We start from the raw sequence: 20531 nt of genomic DNA, 5'->3' as shown, positions 1-20531 counted from the left end.
TGGCGCAGATCACTCAAAATGGCCCCAAAACCGGTGTAATTCCTCCTACCCCTTCCGACTCTTCAGTCACGGGAGGCGACACCGGTCGCACCCCGCGCAACGCACCCCACACTCCGGAGGAACCGCCGTGTCCCCAGCACCCGCGCCGATCGAGCAACACACCCAGGCCCGACTGATCCTCGGCACCCACCGCTCCGCCCTGCTGCGGGTCACCCTGCGCTACTGCTGCGAGGACCCGCTGGCGGTCCGGATGGTCTTCCCCGCCGAGTACGCCGTGGACGCCTCCGACGCCGATCCGTACGACCCGCACGGCCCGCACGACCCGAACGACCCGTTCGACACCGCCCCCGCCGACCCGTCGGCGCCCGACATCGAGTGGGTGTTCGCCCGCCAGCTGCTCTCCGTCGGCCTGGACCGGGCGAACGGCGAGGGCGACGTCCGGATCCGGCCCGCGTACGGCATGCGCACCATGGTCGAACTGCGCTCCCCGGAGGGCGTCGCGCTGCTCCAGTTCGCCCGCGCCGACCTGCGCCGCTTCCTGTGGCGCAGTCACCTGGCCGTCCCGGAGGGCCAGGAGCTGCGGCACCTGGACTGCGACCGCGCGCTGGCCCAGCTGCTGGCCTGAGTTCCCGCCCGCAGCACGTATCCACCGGGTACCCGTCAGGCCCGTTGGGTGCGTACCAGATGTGCGTACACCACCACGTTCCCGTCCCAGCCGCCCTCGCGGGTGTAGGCACCCCCGCAGGTGATCAGCCGCAGCTGGGCGTCCGGGGTGGCCGCGTACACCTTGGTGTCCGGGAACTCCCGTTTCGAATAGACCTCCACGCCGTCCACCTGGAACCAGGCGGTGGCCCGGTCGGCCCGGGCGACCTCCACCAGGTCGCCCCTGCGCAGCGCGCCCAGCCGGTAGAACACCGCCGGGCCGTGCGCGGTGTCGACGTGCCCGGCCAGCACCGCCGCGCCGCTCGAGCCGGGCGCCGCACTGCCCCGGTACCAGCCCGTCAGGGTGCCGTCCTCCTCGGGCGGCGGCTGCAGGCGCCCCTCGCCGTCCAGGCCCAGCGGGCCGACGGGGGCGTCCACGCCCAGCACCGGGATCCGGATCCGCACCGGCGGCGAGGACGGCAGCGGCGGCACCGCGGGCCCCACCGGCGTCCCGTCGTACGCCTGCGCGGCGAGCGGGGCCGGCGGCAGCGTGCCCAGCAGGCCTCCGTGCAGCAGCCAGGCCCCGGCCACGATCGCCCCCGCGGCCAGCCCCGCCCGGCCCCACGTCCGTTCGCCCACCGCACCCTCCGTTCCCTCTGGGACGAGCACCAGTCAATCCAGCGCCGCCCGCCCCGGCACCTCCGCCGTTCCGCCCGGGTGACCGGCCCTCAGGCCCTGCGGCCGCGGCGCAGCCGGGGGCGGGTCAGGAAGCCCTCGGCGAGCGCGGCGGCCAGGCCGATCGCGGGCAGCTCGGAGGGCTTCTCGTACAGCACGAACCGGGGCTGCCAGTGCGGCCGGTAGCGGGCGTTGGCCCGGTACAGCGACTCCAGCTGCCACCAGCGGGACAGGAACCGCAGCACCCCGCGCCACAGCCGCAGCACCGGCCCGGCGCCGAGCCGTTCCTCGAACACCTCGCGGAACATCGCGAAGTTCAACGACACCCGCCGCACCGCCAGTCCGCCGTCCCGGGCCTGTTCGAGCAGCCGCGCCACGGTGTACTCGACCAGCCCGTTGTCGGACTCCCGGTCGCGCCGCATCAGGTCCAGCGACAGCCCGTCGTCGCCCCAGGGGACGAAGGACAGCAGGGCGGCGGTCCGGCCGGCCTCGTCGCGGCACTCGGCGATCAGGCAGTCGCCGTCGGCGGGGTCGCCGAGCCGGCCGAGCGCCATCGAGAAGCCGCGTTCGGTGCGGCCGTGCCGCCAGGCGTCGGCGAGCCGCACCAGGTCGGCGAACTCCTCGGCGGGGATGTCGCGGTGGCGGCGGATCACCACCCGGTACCCGGCCCGCTCGACCCGGCGGCAGGTCTGCCGCAGTCCGCGCATCTCCCGGCCGTCCAGGGTGAACCGGGCCGGCTCGACCACCGCCTCGTCGCCGAGGTGCAGCGCCCGCAGCCCCGCCACCCGGGCGTACACGGTGCCGCCCTGCTCGCCGACGCCGGTGACGGCGGGGATCCAGGCGTGCGCGCGGACCCGCCGCTGCCACTCCTCGATGGCCTGCGGCCATGCCTCCGGGTCGCCGATCGGGTCGCCGGAGGCCAACGCCACACCGTTCTCCACCCGGTAGGCGACGGCGGCCTTGCCGCTGGCCGAGAAGCACAGCGACTTGTCGCGGCGCAGCGCGAAGTAGCCGAGCGAGTCCCGCCCGCCGTGCCGCGCCAGCAGTTCACGCAGCCTCAGCTCCTCCTCGGGGCTCTGCCACTCGGTGCCGCGTGGGGAGCGCAGCAGGATCCGCAGGGTGAGCAGCAGCAGGGCGGTGCCGAGCAGGTTGAGCGCGAGGTCGATCCAGCGCGGCACGTCCACGTCGGTGACCCGGACGACGCCGGACAGCGTGACCAGCCGCAGCAGGCCGTAGCGGGCGGCCTCGCCCCAGCTCGGGACGCCGTCGGCGTGCCCGAGCCGGACGGCGACCGCGCCGAGAGCGGTGAGCAGCGCGCTGCCGGCCACCAGCACGGCGGCGGCCAGCGGCAGGTTGCCGCGCCCGCCGCGCACCCGGAACACCGGGCGGCTCAGCACCAGCGCCACCAGCACGGCGAGGGTGAGCGCGAAGGAGAACCAGTTGAACGGGTGGGCGCGGAACTCGGGGAACGCCAGCGCCAGCCCGTACAGCGCGGCGTGCACCAGGACGACGGCCAGCGCGGCGATCCAGGCGGCCCGCTTGCGGCGGCGCAGCATCACGGCGAGCAGCCCGGCCAGCAGCGCGGTGGTGAACCCGGAGGTGACCAGCACGGGCGCGAAGTACTCGCCCCGGTCGATCCGTTGGACCTCCGCGCGGAACGGGGCGACGACGGCGCCGAGCAGGTCAATCAGGGTGGCGATCCGCAGGTACCACTGGACGAACGCGGCGCAGCGCAGCCGCCACGGCGCGGGCGGCGGCAGCTCGACCGCGGCCGGCGACGGCTCGACGGCGGCGGGCCGCTGCTCGGCGGCGAGCCCGGGCACCGGCGGAGCGGCGGGTTCGTGGTCGTCGGGGGTGCCGGCCACCAGGTCGTAGACGGTGGTCTTGGCGGCGACCAGGCGGCGGTGGATGCGCTCCTCGCGCCGCTCGGCGCGGGCCAGCCGGCGCGGCCGGGAGCGGTAGCGCCAGCGGGCCCACGGGCTCTGCGGCCGGGCCAGCCGCAGGGCGCCGACCAGGGCGAGCGGCCAGAGCATGATGCCGAGCAGCCCGGTCCAGGTCTTGCCCTTGAGCAGGCTGACCACCACCAGGGCGAGCAGCCCGCAGGCCCCGGCCAGGGTCGGCCCGTCGGGGTGGCGGGCGAAGCCGCCGAGCGGGAGTTCGCCGAGCAGCAGCAGTCCGATGGTGGCGATGGCGAGCATCACGGCGTCCACCGAGGTGCGGCCCTGTTCACTCCAGTACACGTCCTTCAGGTGCAGCACCAGCGCGAACTCGTCCAGCACGAGCCCGCAGCCGACGCCGAACCCGAAGCCGAGCAGGTTCCACCAGGAGCCGCCGTCGCCGCGCACCGCGAACGCGGAGACGCCGCAGATCAGCAGCAGGGCCTGGCCGAACACCACGTGGTGGATGTGCAGCCCGCCCGGGGCGACGTTGCCGGGCCACCAGCGGACCTGGGCGCGGATCAGCCGGGTACTGATCCGGATGAACAGGAACGACAGCACCAGGCCGAGCAGCAGCAGGAACAGCGGCTCCCGTCCGGTGTCGACGATCCGGTCCCGGTAGGCGTCCAGCAGCGACTGCCACATCGGCGGGTGCGACCTCCGTGTCCAGGGTCCGATCCGGTCCGTGCCATCTGATGCCAGCTCAGCTCGTGGGGGCCGGTGCCGCTCCGGCCCGGTGCGCCGAACAGGTGAGCCTTTCGGCGTGGTGTCCCCCGGTCATCCGTACCCCGGGCCTTGCCTATCAGCACGGCGCGGCGGCCCGTGCGATGCTGGGGCCGACTCCCCCGGACGACGCATCGGTCATTCCTGATGGACCGTCCCTCCGGCCGGTGCCATCCCCTTACTCCCTGGTGAACGGATGTGAGACATGGACGCCCTCTCCCGCAGGACACTGCTGGCAGCCGGAGCGGCGACCGCCGCCACTCTCGCGGCCGGGTGCGCGAGCACCTCCGGGAACGGGAGCAACGCCGACGCGCCCGCCCGGGCCGACGGCGTCGCCGCGAACGGCGGCTCCAGCACCGTCCCCCGGCCCCCGGCCACCATGATCGGCGACGGCTCCACCTCCGACACCGGCCCGCAGCCCGGCCAGCCCACCCCCGAACCGCTGGAACCCGGCCAGAAGCCGCCGCAGTTCGTGGTGTTCTCCTGGGACGGCGCGGGCGAGCTCGACGACCGCCTGTTCAGCCGGTTCCGGCAGCTCGCCAACGACCACAACGCCAGCATGACGTTCTTCCTCTCCGGCATCTACACCCTGCCCGAGTCGAAGAAGTCCATGTACCACCCGCCGCACCACTCCGTCGGCGCCTCCGACATCGGCTACCTGAGCGACTCGCACATCCGCTCCACCATCGAGCAGATCAGCGCGGCCTGGCTGGACGGCCACGAGATCGGCACCCACTTCAACGGGCACTTCTGCGGCGCCAACGGCGGCGGCCGCTGGTCCCCCGAGGACTGGGACAGCGAGATCCAGCAGGCGATGGACTTCGTCATGAACTGGAAGACCAACACCGGCAACACCGACCTGCCCGCGCTGCCCTTCGACTACCGCAAGGAACTGATCGGCGGCCGCACCCCCTGCCTGGAGGGCCAGCGCGGCCTGCTGCCCACCGCCGTCAAGCGCGGCTGGAAGTACGACAGTTCCGGCCCCGGCGGCCTGCAGATGTGGCCGCAGAAGTTCGCCAGCGGCGCGCTGTGGGACATGCCACTGCAGTCCATCCCGTTCCCCGGGCACACCTTCCAGGTGCTCTCGATGGACTACAACATCATGTACAACCAGTCCGGCGACAACACCAAGGGCGACCCCGGCCGCCGCGCCTTCTGGCAGGCCCAGGCCCGCGACGCCTACCTGGCCGGCTTCGACCGCGCCTACAACGGCAACCGGGCGCCGTTCATCATCGGCAACCACTTCGAGGGCTGGAACGGCGGCATCTACATGAACGCCGTCGAGGAGACCCTGAAGGCCATCGCCGACAAGCCCGAGGTCCGGATGGTGTCCTTCCGGCAGCTGGTCGAGTGGCTGGAGGCGCAGGACCCGGCGGTACTCAAGAAGCTCCAGGCCCTCAGCCCCGGCCAGAGCCCCGAGGCCGGCTGGAACAGCTACCTCGGCGGAGCGGGCACCGCCGGCTCCGGCCCCGCCACCACCCGCCCGTCGGTGCCGCCGGTGGCCGGCGGCAAGTAATCCCCTGTCCGGTCCTCGGCTCTTCCGTCGGGCCCTCAGCCCTTCTGCCGGGCCCTCAGCTCTTCTGCCGGGCCCTCAGCTCTTCTGCCGGGCCGCCATCGCCCGGCCGGCGAGCGCCGCACCGAGCAGCGCCACCACCGGCATGGTCAGGAACACCGCCGCGAACGCCCCGGCTGGCAGCGCCGTGTCCCGCGCCACCGCGCTCACCGCGCCGCCGCCCAGCGCCGCGAACAGCACGCCCGCCAGGCCGGTCAGCAGCACGTTGCCCAGCGCGTCGCTCAGCTGCAGCGCCGCCGAGTTCTCACCCGTCTCCTCCGGCGCCGACAGCTTCATCATCAGCACGCTGATGCTGGCGATCGCCAGACCCATGCCGACGCCGCCGACCGCCCAGGCCGCCGCCGTCACCCAGACCGGCACCGAGGAGAACAGCACCAGCGCCGCCCCACCGATCGCCACCGCGGTCAGCACGAACCCGTACCGGATCATCGCCCCCCGGTAGCGCTCCGCGCCCGGCCGGCCCTGCAGCCACGACCCCAGCGCCCAGGACAGTCCGCCCGGCGCCAGCGTCAGGCCCGCCATCGTCACCGACAGGCCGCGCTGGGTCTGCATCATCAGCGGGATGAACAGCTCGGACGCGAAGAACGCGCCCGCCGCCAGCCCGCGCAGCAGGATCACCGTCGGCAGGCCGCGGGCCGCCCGCAGCGTCCCCTTCGGCAGCAGCCGCAGCACCGCCGGACCGATCAGCGCCACCCCCGCGGCCGCCGGCAGCAGCGCCCAGACGTCCAGCCGCTGACCCGCGTACTGCAGCAGCGCCGCACCGACCGCGACCATCGCCGCGTCCCGGGTCCGCCGCCAGTCGTACGGCTGCGCCTTGAGCGGCGGCTGACGGCGCTCGGAACGGCGCAGCGCCGGGCCCATCACCGCGAGCGGCAGCAGCACCAGCGCCGGCACCGCGAGGAACACCCAGCGCCAGCCCAGGTGCTGGGTGACCGCACCGGAGATCACCGGGCCGAGGATCGACGGCAGCACCCAGGCCGCCGAGAACGCCGCGAACACCGCCGGCCGCAGCCGCTCCGGGAATGCCCGGCCGACCACCACGTACAGCGCGACGATCACCAGCCCGCCGCCCAGGCCCTGCACCGCCCGGCCCGCGATGAACATCCACATGTTCACGGCCGTGCCGGCCGTCACCAGTCCGGCCGCGAACACCGCGATCCCGGTGAACAGCGGCGCCAGCGGCCCGCGCCGGTCGCACCACTGCCCCGACACCACCATCGCCAGCAGCGTGGTGGTGAAGTACGCGGAGAACGCGAACGCGTACAGGCCGATGCCGTCGAGCTGCTGGGCCGCGGTCGGCATCGCGGTGTTCACGGCGGTCGCCTCGAACGCCAGCAGCAGCACCACCGAGACGATGCCCAGCGTCAACGCCCGCCAGGGCCCGCTGAGCACCCCTCCCGTGCCGTCGTCGTCGGATATCTGCTGCGGTAGTGCCGTTTCGGCCGAGGAGGTGGTGGTCACCTCGATATGGTAAGTGCCGTCCTGGCCGTTTGATCCTGACCCGTGGACGGCCTCTTGGACGGCCCTTCGACGGAACGGGACCTCCGCCGCCGGCCCTAGGACCACGCCCGCCTCAGTGCAGCACCTTCAGCCCCACCACCCCCGCCAGGATCAGCACCAGGCAGGTGATCCGGGCTGCACTCACCGCGTCCCCCAGCGCCACCATCCCGTACAGCGCCGTCCCCACCGCGCCGATGCCCACCCACACCGCGTAGCCCGTCCCCAACGGGATCGACCGCATCGCGTACGCCAGCCCGCCCATCGACAGCACCAGCCCCACCAGGAACACCACACTCGGCACCAGCCGCGAGAACCCCTTGCTGGCCTCCAGGGCCACCGCCCAGACGGTCTCCAGCACACCGGCAACGATCAGAACCACCCACGCCATGACGACGGACTCCTCGCAGTAGTCGAACCACCTACCGCGCCGTCTTGTCATACCGGGTACGACGCACCTCGTCCGGGACGGGCCACCAGCACCCGCCTCGATCCCGACCGTAGCACAGCGCCGACACACGGAATTCATCGACGAATTCCCGCTTTCCATTGACGCCGCCCGACTCCGGCCCGCTATAGTGAATTCACCGGAACGAACCGGAGCAGCCCCCGACGGCAGGAGAAGGCGATGAACAGGAAGACGGCGGCCCTCGCAGCGCCCCGCACCTGTGCCTCCTGTCCCGGCTGCCGGTGTTCCCTCTCCTGTTGCGCCTGACCGCAACTCCCCCGCGCCGACAGGCTGGTTGACGCCTGCGCGCACCCCTTCACGACCGTGTACCCGAGTGGTCCAGGGAGCCGTCTGCAAAACGGTTAACACGGGTTCGAATCCCGTCACGGTCTCTCCCCGGAATTCACCGGGCGCGAATTGTGCACCGCCGCGCCCGGTGAATTCCGCTGCCCATTTCCATTTCCATTCCCCTTTTCGCCGCCATCGACGCCTCATGACAACGGGCGCCGGCGACGATCGCTCAGGACCATCACCGGCGCCCGCCGCTGCCTACTGCCTCTTGCTACTCGATGACCCCCGGGTTCGCCGTGCCACCGCGCCAGGTCTCCTCGTCCTCGACCAGGTAGTCGGGACGGTGACCCTCGTTCTTCTTCTTCCGGTTGGCGCTCCCGGAACCCGGCGCGCCGTGCATACCGGCCGCACCGCCCTGTCCGGCACCCCGGCCCTTGCCGATGCCCGAACCGCCCTCGGTGAACGCACGGCCACCGGCACCGCCGGCCTTGGCGCCACCGATCGTGCCACCGGCCTTGCGCACCAGGCCGCTGCCGCCCTTCGCGCCGGCACCGCCCTTCGCGCCACCGGCACCACCCATGCCGCCACCGTGCATGCCGCCGCCCATACCACCGGCACCGGCCGCACCACGGCCACCCGCAGCACCCGCGCCGCCGGCACCGGCACCGCCGACACCACCGGCCTTGCCGCCGGCACCGGCACCAGCACCGGCGGAACCGCCGACCTTGCCACCGCCGGCACCACCGGTCCCGAGCCCACCGGTCGGGAGACCGCCACCACGGCCACCGCCACCGGGCAGGCCACCGCCGCCACGGCCGCCGCCACCGGACCCGCCACCAGGCAGGCCTCCGCCGCCGGGCAGGTAGACACCGCCACCGCCGATACCACCACCACCGGACCCGCCACCACCAGTACCGGGCCCCGGCAGGGTTCCCACCCCACCAGGCAGCCCACCACCGGGGTGACCGCCCCCACCGACCCCGGTGTCAGGCGGAGTCCACCCGTCCAGCCCCGTCCCCGCGGGCGGAGTCCAGGGCTGTCCCGGCGGAGGCACCATCCCGCCGTGCCCGGGCGGCAGCGGATTCGGCTGGTTCGGGATCCCGGGCATCGGAGCCCTCGGGTCACCCGGCGGCACATACCCGGGCGGGGGCAGGTCCTTCGGGTGCCCCTCCGGGTACTTCGGCATCGGGGAGCTGGGCGGGGTGTGCCCGGGCGGGGGGCTGACCTGCGGCGGGGGCGGGTAGGCCTCGCGGGTCCCGCCGTCACCAACGCTCGCTGGCGGGTTGTCCAGATAGCTCGCCGCCTCGAGGTACTGGGGGCCGAGGTGCTCCATAACGCCGATCGCGTACTGGTGGGCGACCTCGGTCGCCGACAGCTCATGGGCGTTCTTGTTCACCGCATCGATGCGGTTCATCCCCGAGGCGAGGTCGCGCTTGAGGCCTTCGTCGGAGGAGGCGAAGCCGTCGTTCACGGTCTTGACAGCCCGGTCCCAGAGGCTGGGAACCTTGATCTGGCCCATCGTCGACTTGGTCTGCTGCAACGCGGTTGCCGCATAGTCCATGGCGACCGAAGTGTTCGACGCATGTGCAGCGGTGTTGGTCAGGCTCTGCTGGATCTGACCGCCCTTCTGCGCGAAGCCCTGGGCCGCAGCACCCTCCCAGTTCGCGGAGGCGTGCTGCACGGCCTCCTGCAGCTTCGCGGCGACGTCGTTCAGTTCCTGGTGAACGTTCTTCCAGTGATCGCCGACCTCGCGGATCCGGTCCGGGCTGGAGTGCCCGACCATGTCCTTGAGCGGGATGAGGGCGTAGCTGTCGAACGGAGTCTTGTGTGACGCCATGTCAGACCGTCCTCGGGTTCAGCTGGTTCATCGTCGTCTGCTTGTCGAGCTCAACACCGGTGTACCTGGCGTGAGCGATCTGGGTCTTGTCGCCGTACTCGTTGATCAGCGCGTCAAGATCCGCGATCGTCTTGGTCAGGAACGCCTGCATCTTGCCGTGCGCCTCATACAGCGCCTGCGCCTCGACGAAGTTGCCGCCGAAGGCATCCCGAGAGATGTCGGTCTTGTACTTCGTATTGGTGCCGCAGGTGCTGATGTTCTGCTGGAGGGCCCGCAGTCGCTTGACAACTGCCTCCAGCTCATCCGGGTTTACGCTGAATCCGTCGGACACGAGGCCCTCTCCCCCTGGAGTGTCGAAACTTCCCCGTGGTAGCGCTCTGGCGGGTGGGCTGACCGTTTGCTCAGAGCGTTCGATCGTATCGCGTTTCGAGGGTGCATTGACACGCCCTCGACGCGCCTGATTACTGTCCCTGGTAAGGGTTCTGATAGGACGTCGGCGGCTGCGGCGGGTAGCCCGGCGGCGGCTGCTGACCGTACTGCGGAGCTCCCTGCTGCTGACCGTACGGCGGCTGCTGGGCCTGAGCCGGCGGCCAACCCTGCGGAGCACCGTACGGAGCCGGACCACCCGGCTGCGCGGGAATGCCCTGCGACCGGTTGCGCCTCCGGCTGTTCGCCACCACGATCGCGATGATCACGATGAGCAACACCACCGCGCCGCCGGCCGCACCGAGGATCAGCGGAGTGGTCGAGGTCTTCGACTGCTTCAGCTCCGGCGCCGCCCCAGGATTCCCAAGGCCGGAACCTGGATCAGCGGAGCTTCCACTGCCGGCGGTCGCCCCGGCGCTGGCCGCAGGACTCGAGCTGCCATCGTTCACGCCGGACGGAAGTGCCAACGGCCCCTGGGCGGACCCCGCCGGAATATCCATCGTCAGCGCCTCGTACGGGCGGACAACGCCATAGCCGTAGTGCTCGTCGGGAAGCTTGCTCACCCCTGTTGGCCGCGATGCGGACTTGACCAACCGCTCCGCGACTTGGCCGGCCGTCAACTTCGGGAACTTCGCCCGCACCAGAGCCGCAGCAGCAGAGACATACGGAGCCGCGAACGAGGTACCGGCCTCCCTGCAGTACTGACTCCCACCGCAGGCGCCTGCAGCGACAATCTGCACGCCGGGTGCCGAAAGGAGCACTTCCGGACCATAGTTGGACTTTGGCCAGACTTTCAGGTCCTGAGCGACCGCGCCAACGGCGAGGACCCCCGGGAACGCGGCGGGATACCCCACCGAAGCTCCGTCGTTGCCAGTGGCGGCCACGACCAAGACATCGTGCTGGTAGGCATAGGCAATCGCGTCCTGATCACGCTCACTGGGATCCGCACTGCCCAGCGAAATGTTGATCACCTTTGCGCCGTGATCCACCGCCCACTTGATACCCTCTGGAACCCCGTTGCTGCCACGAGAGTTCACCTTGTAAATCGGCAGGATCTTGGCCCCGGGAGCCAGGCCCACCACACCGTCGCCATTGCCACTGCCGTGGCCCTGGCCGGCAATCAGGCTCGCCACCTGGGTACCGTGCGGGTCGGTGGGCTTCACTTCGTTACCGCCACCGCTCGGGTCGTACCCGGGCAACAAACGGCCCGCAAGGTCCGGGTGGTTGGCGTCCACTCCCTCGTCGATGACCGCGACGGTGACGCCCTCGCCCCTGGTGATCGACCACACCTTGTCGAGGTTGAAGAGCTGGTTCGCCCATTGCCCGTCACGCACCTGGTCCGCGGACGCCGTCGGCAGTCCTGCAAGCAGGAAGCCTGCGGTCAGCGTGGTCGCGCCGAGCACGCGCGTGAGTCTCGTCAGCCTCATCAGTACCCCGTTAGTCGAGTGACAGCCCGTTCGTTCTCGCAACGCCCCCGGAACGCAGGACAGTCCGATCGTATCGCCCGGCCCGGTCGCTGCGCAGACCCCAGATGACGGGCCCACAACATTTCACCCAGCCACGACCCGACCACTCGCCACGGCCCGGAACGGCGGGCGGGGGCCGGGCCTTGATCCGCTCCGGCGACTACCAACTGCGCCCCTGACAGGCTCCTGACCAACCGTCCGCTGAATCCCCCCAGCCACCCCCCGCCCGGCGCACCTGCGGCCAGGCAGTGGGTGGCGGGCCGTCAGGCGAGGATCGCGTCCTCCGGCAGGATGGGAAGCCGGCCGACGGGGAGGCCGGTGGCGGCGCGGACGGCGGCGGCTACGGCGGCGGGGGCGACGACGGCGGGGGCGGCGCTGACGGCTTTCGCGCCGAAGGGGGCGACGACGTCGCGCTCTTCGAGGAGCGCGGCGATCCGGATGTCGGGGGTGTCGAGGGCGGTGGGCAGGCGGTAGCCGGTGAGGGAGGCGTTGAGGGGGATGCCGTGTTCGGTGCGGAGGTTCTCCAGCAGGGCGAGTCCGACGCCCTGGGCGACGGCGCCTTCGATGCGGTTCTCGATCTGGCGGGGGTTGAGGGCGCGGCCGACCTCCTGGGCGACGGTCACGTCGACGACCCGGACGGCGCCGAGTTCGATGTCGACGTCGACGACGGCGCGCATCGCGCAGAACGCGATGGAGACGAAGGCGTCGCCCTGTCCGGTCTCGGGGTCGAGGGGTTCGGTGGGGTGCGGGCGGCACTGGGCGGTGGCCCAGAGTTCGCGGCCTTCGAGGGCCTGGCTGACGGGCATGCCGAGCACACCGTCGTACGAGGTGATTTTCCCGTCGCTGATGGTGAGCAGTTCGACGGACATGCCGAAGTCGGCGGCGATCGGCTGCAGCATCTGGTGGCGGACCATCAGCGCGGCCCGTTCGACCGCGCCGCCGGAGACCCAGGTGTGCCGGCTGCGGGCGGCGGGGCCGGCCGAGGTCTGGTCGGAGTCGACGGGCGCGATGTAGACCTCGCTGACGCCGAGCACCGACTGGACGATCTGGCGGGCCAGGGTGGCGAAGCCCTGCCCGGAGTCGACGGCCGCGCAGATCACGGTGGCGTGGTCGCCGGAGACCCGGACGGTCGCGGTGGAGACCTCGTCCTCGCCCTCCGCGCCGAGCATGTGCACCATGCCGACGGCGTAGCCGATGCCGCGGCGCACGGCGGCGGGGTCGCCGGCCCCGCCGGGGCCGCCGGGCAGCAGCCAGTCGGCCTCCGGGTCGTCCAGCGGGAGGGCGGGCAGCGGGGAGTCGGCGAGCGCGTCGAGCAGCGCGGTGACGGGGGCGGGGCAGGTGACGGCCTGTCCGGTGGGCAGCGGGTCGCCGGTGGACATCGCGTTGCGGCGGCGGATCTCCACCGGGTCGACGCCGAGTTGCTTGGCGAGCTGGTCGAGCTGCGACTCGTACGCGAAGCAGGTCTGCAGCGCGCCCTCGCCGCGCATCCGTCCGGCGGGCGGGTTGTTGGTGCGCACCGCCCAGGCGTCGACGAAGACGTTGGGGCAGGTGTAGGGGCCGACCGAGAACGCGACGGCGGCGGCGAGCGCCTCGGCGGAGACGTCGGCGTAGGCGCCGCCGTCGAGCAGGATCTGCGCCTCGACCTTCACCAACTTGCCTTCGGCGTCGGCGTGGTGGCGGTAGCGCAGGAGTGCGGGGTGCCGGGTGGGGTGCGCCTGGAAGGACTCGGCGCGGGTGAGTGTCATCTTGACGGGGCGGCCGGTGCGCAGCGCGAGCAGCGCCAGGGTGACCTGGAAGGACAGGTCCTCGCGGTCGGTGCTGGCGCCGGGCACGCCGGTGACGACGAGCCGGACCCGGTCGGGTTCGAGGCCGAGGCAGGCGGCGGTGCGGTCGCGGTCGCCGTGCGGGTCGGTGGAGGACAGGTGCAGTTCGACGCCGCCGTCGGGGCGGGGCACGGCGAGGCCGGCCTCGGCGCCGATCGGGGCGGGGTCCTGCCGGCCGACCTGGTAGAGGCCCTCGACGACGATCTCGCCGACGGCGTCGGGGTCGCCGGTGCGCAGCGGCAGGTGGCGCAGCAGGTTGCCGTCGGGGTGCAGCGGCGGGGCGTGGAAGGCGGCTTCGGGGTCGGTGACGGGTTCCAGGACCTCGTACTCGACCAGGATCGCGGCGGCGGCGAGCCGGGCGGTGTCGGGGTGGTCGGCGGCGACGGCGGCGACGGGTTCGCCGTGGTGGCGCACCACGCCGGAGGCGAGCACCGGCCGGTCGGCGACGACGGCCCCGCCAGGTGCGCCGTCGGGCCCGGCGGGCAGGTCGGCGGCGGTGACCACGGCGCGCACGCCGGGGACGGCGAGCGCGGCGGAGGTGTCGACGGAGACGATCCGGGCGTGCGGGTGCGGGGAGCGCAGCACGGCGCCCCAGAGCAGCCCTTCGGCCCACAGGTCGGCGGCATACGGGTAGATGCCGAGTGCCTTGGGGAGGGCGTCGGTGCGCAGCGGGGAGCTGCCGAGTCCGGTGGAGCCGGTCTCGTCGTCCGCGGGGGCGGCCGCCGGGAGCTCGGTGGCGGAGGTCATGCGTTCTCGTCCTCGGGGAGCCTGATGCCGTGGGCGGGGGTGGCGTCGTAGCCGGTGTACTGGTGTCCGTAGCCGTCGGTGGCGTAGACGGTGCCGTCGTAGGCGCCCGCGTCATGCGGCGGTGTGCCGGGGGGCGGGGCCGTGTCGTAGATGCCGGCGTCCTGGTGCGGGATGCCGTGCGGCGGGGTGGGCAGGTACGGGGTGCCGTGGGCGGGGGTGCCGTAGACGGCGGCGTCGGCGGTGGTGCCGTGGGCGGGGGTGGGTTCCCAGCCGACGGGGACGGCGGTGCCGTGCGCGGGGGTGCCGGACCAGGCCTGCGGAGCGGGCTCGGCCTGGGCCTGCGGGGGGATCAACTGGTCGGCCTCGTGCCAGAGTTCGGAGTCGGCGTAGAGCGGGAGCTCGCCGGCCAGCGCAAGGTCGGAGAAGGACTGCTCGGTGGCCCGGGCGGGTTCGGGCGCGGGCGGCCGGGGTGTGTCGGTGGTGGTGGCGGCGGCCTGTTCGGCGGCGTCGAGTTCCGCTTCGAGGGCGGCTTCGCGGGCGTCGGCGACGGCCTGGACGGCGGCGAGTGCGCCCCGGTAGCCGGTGCAGCGGCACAGGTTGCCGCACAGTGCCTGGCGGGCCTCGATCTCGCTGGGGCGATGGTTGCGCTGCAGCAGGTCGTGGACGGCCATCGCGAGGCCGGGGGTGCAGTAGCCGCACTGGACGGCGCCGGAGTCGGCGAGCGCCTGCTGGACGTCGCTGGCGCCGCCGGTGCCGGACAGGCCCTCGACGGTGTTGATCTCGCTGTCGGCGGCGAGCGCGGCGGGCACCAGGCAGCCGTTCACCAGCTGTCCGTCGACCTGCACCGAGCAGGCTCCGCACTCGCCCTGTTCGCAGCCGTCCTTGGCGCCGGCCAGACCGAGGCGTTCGCGCAGCACGTACAGCAGGCTCTCGCCGATCCAGGCGTCGCTGACGGGTCGTTCGACGCCGTTGACGCGCAGCGTGTACGAGGCGGTGGGGCGCACGTCACCGGTGAGCGCCCCGGGGTGGTTCAGCAGTTCGTCGGTCACTTCTTCAGCGCCCTTCCCAGCGCCCGGCGGGCCAGCACGGCCACGGTACGCCGCAGGCGGGCGGCCGCCGGGCCCGCCCCCTCGTCGGGCGCCCCGCCCTCGGGGACGCAGGCGCCGGCCACGTATTCGCCGAACGCGGCGAGCGCGGCCGGATCGATCAGGACCGCGCCGTCCTGGCCGCGGGCGTCCCAGTCGATGCAGCCGGCCACCCAGTTCTCGGCCTCCAGCGGCCGCAGCGGGACGGGGGCGACGGCGCCGACGGCGCAGCGCACGCCGCGCCGGGCGGGGTCGAGGACGAGCGCGACGGAGGCGGCGGCGCGGGACGGGCCGCTGCGGCCGGTGGATTTGAGGAACACCTGGGGGGCGTGCAGCAGCGGCACCCGCACCCAGGTGAGGAGTTCGCCGGGGCGCAGCGGGTCGAGTCCGGTGAGCAGGTGGCTGATCGGGACGTCGCGGACGGTGCCGGGCCGGGCGAGGGTGGCGGTGGCTTCGAGGGCGGCGAGCACCGGGAGGGTGTCGCCGGCGGGGGCACCGGTGGCGATGTTGCCGCCGAGGGTGCCGACGTTGCGCACCTGCGGGGGTCCGGCGGTGCGGGCGGCGTCGGCGAGGGCGGGGATCAGTGCGGCGAAGTCGGGGCGGTCCATCCGGGCGTGGGTGAGCCCGGCGCCGAGGACGGCGGTGCCGCCGTCCTCGTAGCGCCAGCCGCGCAGTTCGGTGATCCGGCCGAGTCCGATCAGGGCGGCGGGCCGCAGCCGTCCGCCGTTGACGGCCTCCATCAGGTCGGTGGCGCCCGCCACCGGCACCGCCCCGGGGGTGGCGGCCAGCGCTTCGACCGCCTCGTCGACCGAGGACGGCATCATGATCGTCCGGTTCACCAGGTTCCCACCGTGCTCCATTTGCAGTGCGGCCTGCCGCCCGTAGGGTACGGGCGATCGGTGCGGGTTGGGCAACTCTGGCACACAAAGACCGCTGATCATTTCCGAGGTCGCGGACAGGTCCGAACAACTCGGGACAACTCCGGGCGCGAACGCGACCGGGCCCGTCCAGGTGATCGGTTGTTCACTTGATCATGACGAGGCGGCCGCGCCCGGAGTTCCGGTACGTCCTAGCCGACGGCCGGACCGGCGCCGGGACGCCCGTCGATCGGCCGGCCGACGATGCCGGGCTTGCGCTGCCAGGGGAGCGGGCCCTCGGGGCGGCGGTACTCGATGCCGAGGGCGTCCAGGCGCGGGTAGTGGCCGGCCATCCGGGCCTCGAAACCGGCCAAATCGCGCGCGTCGGGGTCGCGCGGCAGGTCGGACCAGGCGACCTCGGCGAACGCGACCAGCCGCGGGAACACCTTGTAGTCGACGTCCCGGCCGTCGAGCATGAACTCGGTCCAGATGTTGGCCTGGGTGCCGATGACGTGCCGGGCGGCCTGCTCGTCGAGCTGCGGCGGGACGGGCTCGAAGCGGTAGACGTCCTCCAGCGTGCGCACCCAGCCGACCGGCACGGGCTCGTCCTCGCCGCCGGCCTGCCGGTGGTCGAGGTAGACGTGCTGCTCGGGGCACATCACCACGTCGTGGCCGGCCTGAGCGGCGGCGATGCCGCCCTCGTAGCCGCGCCAGGAGGAGACGGCGGCGCCGGGAGCGAGGCCGCCCTCCAGGATCTCGTCCCAGCCGATCAGGCGGCGGCCGCGCTCGGCCAGCCAGTTGTCGAAGTGCCGGATGACGTGGCTCTGCAGCTCGAACTCGTCCTTCAGTCCGAGTTCGGCGATCCGGGCCTGCGCGGCGGGGCTGGACTTCCACTGGTCCTTGGGGCACTCGTCGCCGCCGAGGTGGACGAAGGTGGAGGGGAAGATCTCCAGCACCTCCTCCAGCACGTGCTCGTAGAACCGCAGGGTGGCCTCGGAGGCGTTCAGGATGTTCTCGCTGACGCCCCAGTCGGTCCAGGTGCCGAGCGCGGCGGTGTCCACCACGTCGGTGTTGCCGAGCTCGGGGTAGGCGGCGATGGCGGCCTGGTTGTGGCCGGGCAGGTCGACCTCGGGGACGACGGTGATGTGCCGGGCGGCGGCGTAGGCGACGATCTCGCGCAGGTCGTCCTGGGTGTAGTAGCCGCCGTGCGGCTGGTCGTCGTGCCGCTTGCCGGCCCGGAAGCCGACCATCGACCGCTCCCGCCAGGACGCGGTCTCGGTGAGCTTCGGGTAGCGCTTGACCTCGATCCGCCAGCCCTGGTCGTCGGTCAGGTGGAAGTGCAGGACGTTGAGCTTGTGGGCGGCCAGCTGGTCGATGAACCGCAGCACCCCGGCCTTGGGCATGAAGTGCCGGGAGACGTCCAGCAGCGCGCCGCGCCAGCCGAACCGGGGCGCGTCGTGGATCTCCACCGCGGGCACCGTCCAGCGCGCGCCAGGCAGCGGCGCGGTGCGGTACGCGGCGGGGCCGAGCAGCTGGCGCAGGGTCTGCGCGGCGTGCGACAGGCCGGCGGCGCCGCCGCCGGTGAGCCGTACCGCGTCCGGGCCGGCGCTCAGCCGGTACTCCTCGGCGGCGAGGGTGTCGTCCAGCGCGAGCACGAGGTCACCGTCCTGCCCGGCGGGGGCCGGGTCCAGGTCGAGGCCGGTGGCGGCGGACAGTTCGGCGCGCAGTCGACGGGCCACGCCCTCGGTGCCGGGGGCGGCGGCGATCCGGGTGCCGGTGTGCAGCTCGAACGGGGCGGTGTCGGCGGGGGTCCGGACGTGCAACGGGGCAGGGATGAGGTCCATGCGCCTCATCCTGCCCCGGTGAACCCCGATTGGCATAGACCACTCGGGGGCATCGCACAGGTCGGACGGTCAGTCCTTCTTGTCGTCCCCGCCCGGGTTGTTCAACCCGTCGAAGATCTCCTTGCACATCGGGCAGACCGGGTACTTCTTCGGGTCGCGGCCGGGCACCCAGACCTTGCCGCACAGCGCCACCACGGGGGACCCGGAGAGCGCGCTCTCCATGATCTTGTCCTTCTGGACGTAGTGGGCGAAGCGCTCGTGGTCGCCGTCCCCGTGCGAAGTCTGCGGGACGGGCTCGACCAGGGTGCCGGTGCCGAGGCCGCGCTCGGGCTCAAGAGTGCTCATGGGTGCCAAGTCTATGGGGGCCGCCCGGAACCCGGCCACCATGTGGGAGCAGGCCGCCGGTCAGTTCAGCATCGGGTCGTCCGGGTAGGTGGCGAGCATCGCCAGCGGCCCGCGCTGGCGGCGCAGCACGGCCCGCCACATCCGGTCCGGCTCCACGCAGGAGACGTCGCCGGCCTCGCACTCCACCGGGTACCAGGCGCCCTCGGCGATCTCCTGCTCCAGTTGGCCGGGCGACCAGCCGGCGTAGCCGGCGAACACCCGCATGCCACCGAGCACCCCGGCCAGCACCTCCGGCGGGGCCTCCAGGTCGACCAGGCCGATCGCCCCGTGCACCCGCCGCCAGCCGAGCGGCCCGGGGTGGGTCTCCTCGCCGGGCACCACGGCGATCGCCAGCGCCGAGTCCAGCCCCACCGGGCCGCCCTGGAACACCACCGCGGGGTCGCCGGTCAGCGACGCCCAGCCGTCCAGCACGGCGGCCACGTCGACGGGGGTGGGCCGGTTGAGGACCACGCCGAGCGCCCCCTGGGCGTCGTGGTCGAGCAGCAGCACGACCGACCTGGCGAAGTTCGGGTCGGTCAGTACGGGCGTCGCCACGAGCAGTCGCCCGGTGAACGAGGGGGCCGCTTCCATGCCTGCCATGATGCCTCCCGAGGGGCCGCGCCGGACACCCGGCGGGCCGTGGGCAGGCCACCCGTCCGGCCCAATGGCGGTGCCGCCGGGCACCCCTTACAGCATGATCACCAATAGGGCACACGGGAACCAATCGCCCACCCTCTACCATCTATGTGGTGGCGAAGGGCCGTTCCCTCAGCTCCGCAGCCGAAAACATCCCTGCGCACCCCGGATTGCGAGAACGATGACCGACGACGTCCTGCTGGTCCACGGCGGAAACCCGCTCGAAGGCGAGATCCAGATCCGCGGCGCCAAGAACCTGGTCCCCAAGGCCATGGTCGCCGCGCTGCTCGGCCAGGGCCCCAGCAGACTGCGCAGCGTGCCGGACATCCGGGACGTCAAGGTCGTCCGCGGCCTGCTGCAGCTGCACGGTGTCACTGTCCGCACCGGCGACGAGGAGGGCGAGCTGATCCTCGACCCGTCGCACGTCGAGAGCGCCAACGTGGCGGACATCGACGCGCACGCGGGCTCCTCGCGCATCCCGATCCTGTTCTGCGGCCCGCTGCTGCACCGTCTCGGCCACGCGTTCATCCCGGGCCTGGGCGGCTGCGACATCGGCGGCCGGCCGGTGGACTTCCACTTCGAGGTGCTGCGCCAGTTCGGCGCCACCATCGAGAAGCACCCGCAGGGCACCTACCTGGTGGCCACCCAGCGGCTGCGCGGCACCAAGATCGAGCTGCCGTACCCGTCGGTCGGCGCCACCGAGCAGGTGCTGCTGACGGCGGTGCTCGCGGAGGGCGTCACCGAGCTGCGCAACGCCGCGATCGAGCCGGAGATCGTCGACCTGATCTGCGTGCTGCAGAAGATGGGCGCGATCATCTCGCTGGGCACCGACCGCACCATCCTGATCACCGGTGTGGACGAGCTGGACGGCTACACCCACCGGGCGCTGCCGGACCGCCTGGAGGCCGCCTCGTGGGCCTGCGCGGCGCTGGCCACCAAGGGCGACATCTACGTCCGCGGTGCCGAGCAGATCCCGATGATGACCTTCCTGAACACCTTCCGGAAGGTCGGCGGCGCCTACGAGATCGACGACGCGGGCATCCGCTTCTGGCACCCGGGCGGCGAGCTGAAGGCGATCGCCCTGGAGACCGACGTCCACCCGGGCTTCCAGACCGACTGGCAGCAGCCGCTGGTGGTGGCGCTGACCCAGGCCACCGGCCTGTCGATCGTGCACGAGACGGTGTACGAGTCCCGACTGGGCTTCACCGGCGCGCTGAACCAGATGGGCGCGCACATCCAGCTGTACCGCGAGTGCCTGGGCGGCACCCCGTGCCGGTTCGGCGCGCGCAACTTCAACCACTCCGCGGTGGTCTCCGGCCCGTCCAAGCTGATGGGCGGCGAGCTGGTCATCCCCGACCTGCGCGGCGGCTTCTCGTACCTGATCGCGGCGCTGGCGGCCGAGGGCACCTCCACGGTGCACGGCATCGACCTGATCAACCGCGGCTACGAGAACTTCATGGACAAGCTGCGCGACCTGGGCGCGCACATCGAGCTGCCCTCGGAGGCCGAGCTGGCCGCGGTCCAGCTGACCGCCTGATCCAAGGCCCGTAACAAGCCGGTGGCCGGGCGCCCCCCGGGGGGGGCCGCCCCCCCGGGGGGGGGGGGGGGGGGCCGCCCCCCCCCCGGCGGCCCCCACCGTG

Annotated in this window: 16 protein-coding genes, 1 tRNA gene and 1 riboswitch; of the genes, 4 read left to right on the top strand and 13 right to left on the bottom strand. The window is 72.7% G+C overall.

The genetic code is table 11. The features are described from left to right. Positions 1-127: 127 nt before the first annotated feature. Complete coding sequence (locus ACFYST_RS29740; protein WP_387866787.1) at positions 128-625, top strand: SsgA family sporulation/cell division regulator; 498 nt, start codon at positions 128-130, stop codon at positions 623-625. 35 nt (positions 626-660) lie between these two features. On the opposite strand, the gene ACFYST_RS29735 is transcribed toward ACFYST_RS29740, so the two are convergent. Both ACFYST_RS29735 and ACFYST_RS29730 read right to left on the bottom strand, forming a co-directional pair. Further along, complete coding sequence (locus ACFYST_RS29735; RefSeq protein WP_387647521.1) at positions 661-1281, bottom strand: class F sortase; 621 nt, start codon at positions 1279-1281, stop codon at positions 661-663. Between the two features lie 89 nt (positions 1282-1370). Continuing rightward, on the bottom strand, positions 1371-3899 hold the full coding sequence (locus ACFYST_RS29730) for a phosphatidylglycerol lysyltransferase domain-containing protein (protein ID WP_387866786.1): 2529 nt from the start codon (positions 3897-3899) through the stop codon (positions 1371-1373). Between the two features lie 283 nt (positions 3900-4182). On the opposite strand from ACFYST_RS29730, the gene ACFYST_RS29725 reads away from it, so the two are divergent. After that, on the top strand, positions 4183-5493 hold the full coding sequence (locus ACFYST_RS29725; protein WP_387866785.1) for a hypothetical protein: 1311 nt from the start codon (positions 4183-4185) through the stop codon (positions 5491-5493). 75 nt (positions 5494-5568) lie between these two features. Here the strand turns inward: ACFYST_RS29725 and ACFYST_RS29720 are convergent, their stop codons facing one another. Next, positions 5569-7011, bottom strand: coding sequence for an MFS transporter (locus ACFYST_RS29720; RefSeq protein WP_387866784.1), 1443 nt, complete (start codon positions 7009-7011; stop codon positions 5569-5571). 112 nt (positions 7012-7123) lie between these two features. Continuing rightward, on the bottom strand, positions 7124-7438 hold the full coding sequence (locus tag ACFYST_RS29715) for a DMT family transporter (protein WP_387647532.1): 315 nt from the start codon (positions 7436-7438) through the stop codon (positions 7124-7126). Positions 7439-7471: 33 nt separating this feature from the next. Next, a riboswitch (guanidine-III (ykkC-III) riboswitch) is annotated at positions 7472-7538 on the bottom strand. A gap of 277 nt (positions 7539-7815) precedes the next feature. Between ACFYST_RS29715 and ACFYST_RS29710 the strand changes: the two genes are divergently transcribed. Beyond that, positions 7816-7887: transfer RNA gene (locus tag ACFYST_RS29710), tRNA-Cys, on the top strand. A 170-nt stretch (positions 7888-8057) separates the two neighbouring features. On the opposite strand, the gene ACFYST_RS29705 is transcribed toward ACFYST_RS29710, so the two are convergent. The 9 genes from ACFYST_RS29705 to ACFYST_RS29665 all read right to left on the bottom strand — a co-directional run bounded on the left by ACFYST_RS29705 (position 8058) and on the right by ACFYST_RS29665 (position 18855). Further along, complete coding sequence (locus ACFYST_RS29705) at positions 8058-9623, bottom strand: WXG100 family type VII secretion target (protein ID WP_387866782.1); 1566 nt, start codon at positions 9621-9623, stop codon at positions 8058-8060. Position 9624: 1 nt separating this feature from the next. Continuing rightward, complete coding sequence (locus ACFYST_RS29700; RefSeq protein WP_387866780.1) at positions 9625-9954, bottom strand: hypothetical protein; 330 nt, start codon at positions 9952-9954, stop codon at positions 9625-9627. A gap of 130 nt (positions 9955-10084) precedes the next feature. After that, positions 10085-11452: a S8 family serine peptidase gene (locus ACFYST_RS29695; protein WP_387866778.1), complete on the bottom strand. Its 1368-nt coding sequence runs from the start codon at positions 11450-11452 to the stop codon at positions 10085-10087. Between the two features lie 326 nt (positions 11453-11778). After that, complete coding sequence (locus ACFYST_RS29690) at positions 11779-14085, bottom strand: xanthine dehydrogenase family protein molybdopterin-binding subunit (protein WP_387647542.1); 2307 nt, start codon at positions 14083-14085, stop codon at positions 11779-11781. Further along, positions 14082-15134, bottom strand: a complete 1053-nt coding sequence (locus ACFYST_RS29685) for a (2Fe-2S)-binding protein (protein WP_387866775.1) — start codon at positions 15132-15134, stop codon at positions 14082-14084. The genes ACFYST_RS29690 and ACFYST_RS29685 overlap by 4 nt, the downstream gene beginning before the upstream one ends. After that, positions 15131-16030 carry an FAD binding domain-containing protein gene (locus tag ACFYST_RS29680; protein WP_387647548.1) on the bottom strand — a complete coding sequence of 300 codons (900 nt, stop codon included), beginning with the start codon at positions 16028-16030 and terminating at the stop codon, positions 15131-15133. Before ACFYST_RS29680 ends, ACFYST_RS29685 begins: the two co-directional genes overlap by 4 nt. Before the next feature lie 209 nt (positions 16031-16239). After that, the gene (locus tag ACFYST_RS29675) at positions 16240-17871 is read right to left on the bottom strand and encodes a beta-N-acetylhexosaminidase (RefSeq protein WP_387647550.1); all 1632 of its coding nucleotides are present in this window, start codon (positions 17869-17871) and stop codon (positions 16240-16242) included. A 69-nt stretch (positions 17872-17940) separates the two neighbouring features. Beyond that, positions 17941-18216, bottom strand: a complete 276-nt coding sequence (locus ACFYST_RS29670) for a DUF3039 domain-containing protein (RefSeq protein ID WP_030459614.1) — start codon at positions 18214-18216, stop codon at positions 17941-17943. Between the two features lie 60 nt (positions 18217-18276). Continuing rightward, complete coding sequence (locus tag ACFYST_RS29665) at positions 18277-18855, bottom strand: YqgE/AlgH family protein (RefSeq protein WP_387647553.1); 579 nt, start codon at positions 18853-18855, stop codon at positions 18277-18279. A 217-nt stretch (positions 18856-19072) separates the two neighbouring features. Here ACFYST_RS29665 and murA point away from each other — a divergent pair, with 217 nt between their 5' ends. After that, positions 19073-20428 carry a UDP-N-acetylglucosamine 1-carboxyvinyltransferase gene (gene murA / locus ACFYST_RS29660; RefSeq protein ID WP_387647556.1) on the top strand — a complete coding sequence of 452 codons (1356 nt, stop codon included), beginning with the start codon at positions 19073-19075 and terminating at the stop codon, positions 20426-20428. Positions 20429-20531 lie beyond the last annotated feature (103 nt).

This window comes from Kitasatospora sp. NPDC004614 (assembly GCF_042873675.1).
Taxonomy (GTDB): domain Bacteria; phylum Actinomycetota; class Actinomycetes; order Streptomycetales; family Streptomycetaceae; genus Kitasatospora.
The sequence above is the reverse complement of the archived record's forward strand: the minus strand, read 5'-3'. Positions and strand labels throughout refer to the sequence as shown.

Coding starts and splice junctions, on each gene's coding strand:
- ACFYST_RS29690 (WP_387647542.1), bottom strand. CDS start 14,085: ATGACCTCCGCCACCGAGCTCCCGGCGGCCGCCCCCGCGGACGACGAG.
- murA (WP_387647556.1), top strand. CDS start 19,073: ATGACCGACGACGTCCTGCTGGTCCACGGCGGAAACCCGCTCGAAGGC.
- ACFYST_RS29670 (WP_030459614.1), bottom strand. CDS start 18,216: ATGAGCACTCTTGAGCCCGAGCGCGGCCTCGGCACCGGCACCCTGGTC.
- ACFYST_RS29730 (WP_387866786.1), bottom strand. CDS start 3,899: ATGTGGCAGTCGCTGCTGGACGCCTACCGGGACCGGATCGTCGACACC.
- ACFYST_RS29705 (WP_387866782.1), bottom strand. CDS start 9,623: ATGGCGTCACACAAGACTCCGTTCGACAGCTACGCCCTCATCCCGCTC.
- ACFYST_RS29715 (WP_387647532.1), bottom strand. CDS start 7,438: ATGGCGTGGGTGGTTCTGATCGTTGCCGGTGTGCTGGAGACCGTCTGG.
- ACFYST_RS29675 (WP_387647550.1), bottom strand. CDS start 17,871: ATGGACCTCATCCCTGCCCCGTTGCACGTCCGGACCCCCGCCGACACC.
- ACFYST_RS29665 (WP_387647553.1), bottom strand. CDS start 18,855: ATGGCAGGCATGGAAGCGGCCCCCTCGTTCACCGGGCGACTGCTCGTG.
- ACFYST_RS29680 (WP_387647548.1), bottom strand. CDS start 16,030: ATGGAGCACGGTGGGAACCTGGTGAACCGGACGATCATGATGCCGTCC.
- ACFYST_RS29725 (WP_387866785.1), top strand. CDS start 4,183: ATGGACGCCCTCTCCCGCAGGACACTGCTGGCAGCCGGAGCGGCGACC.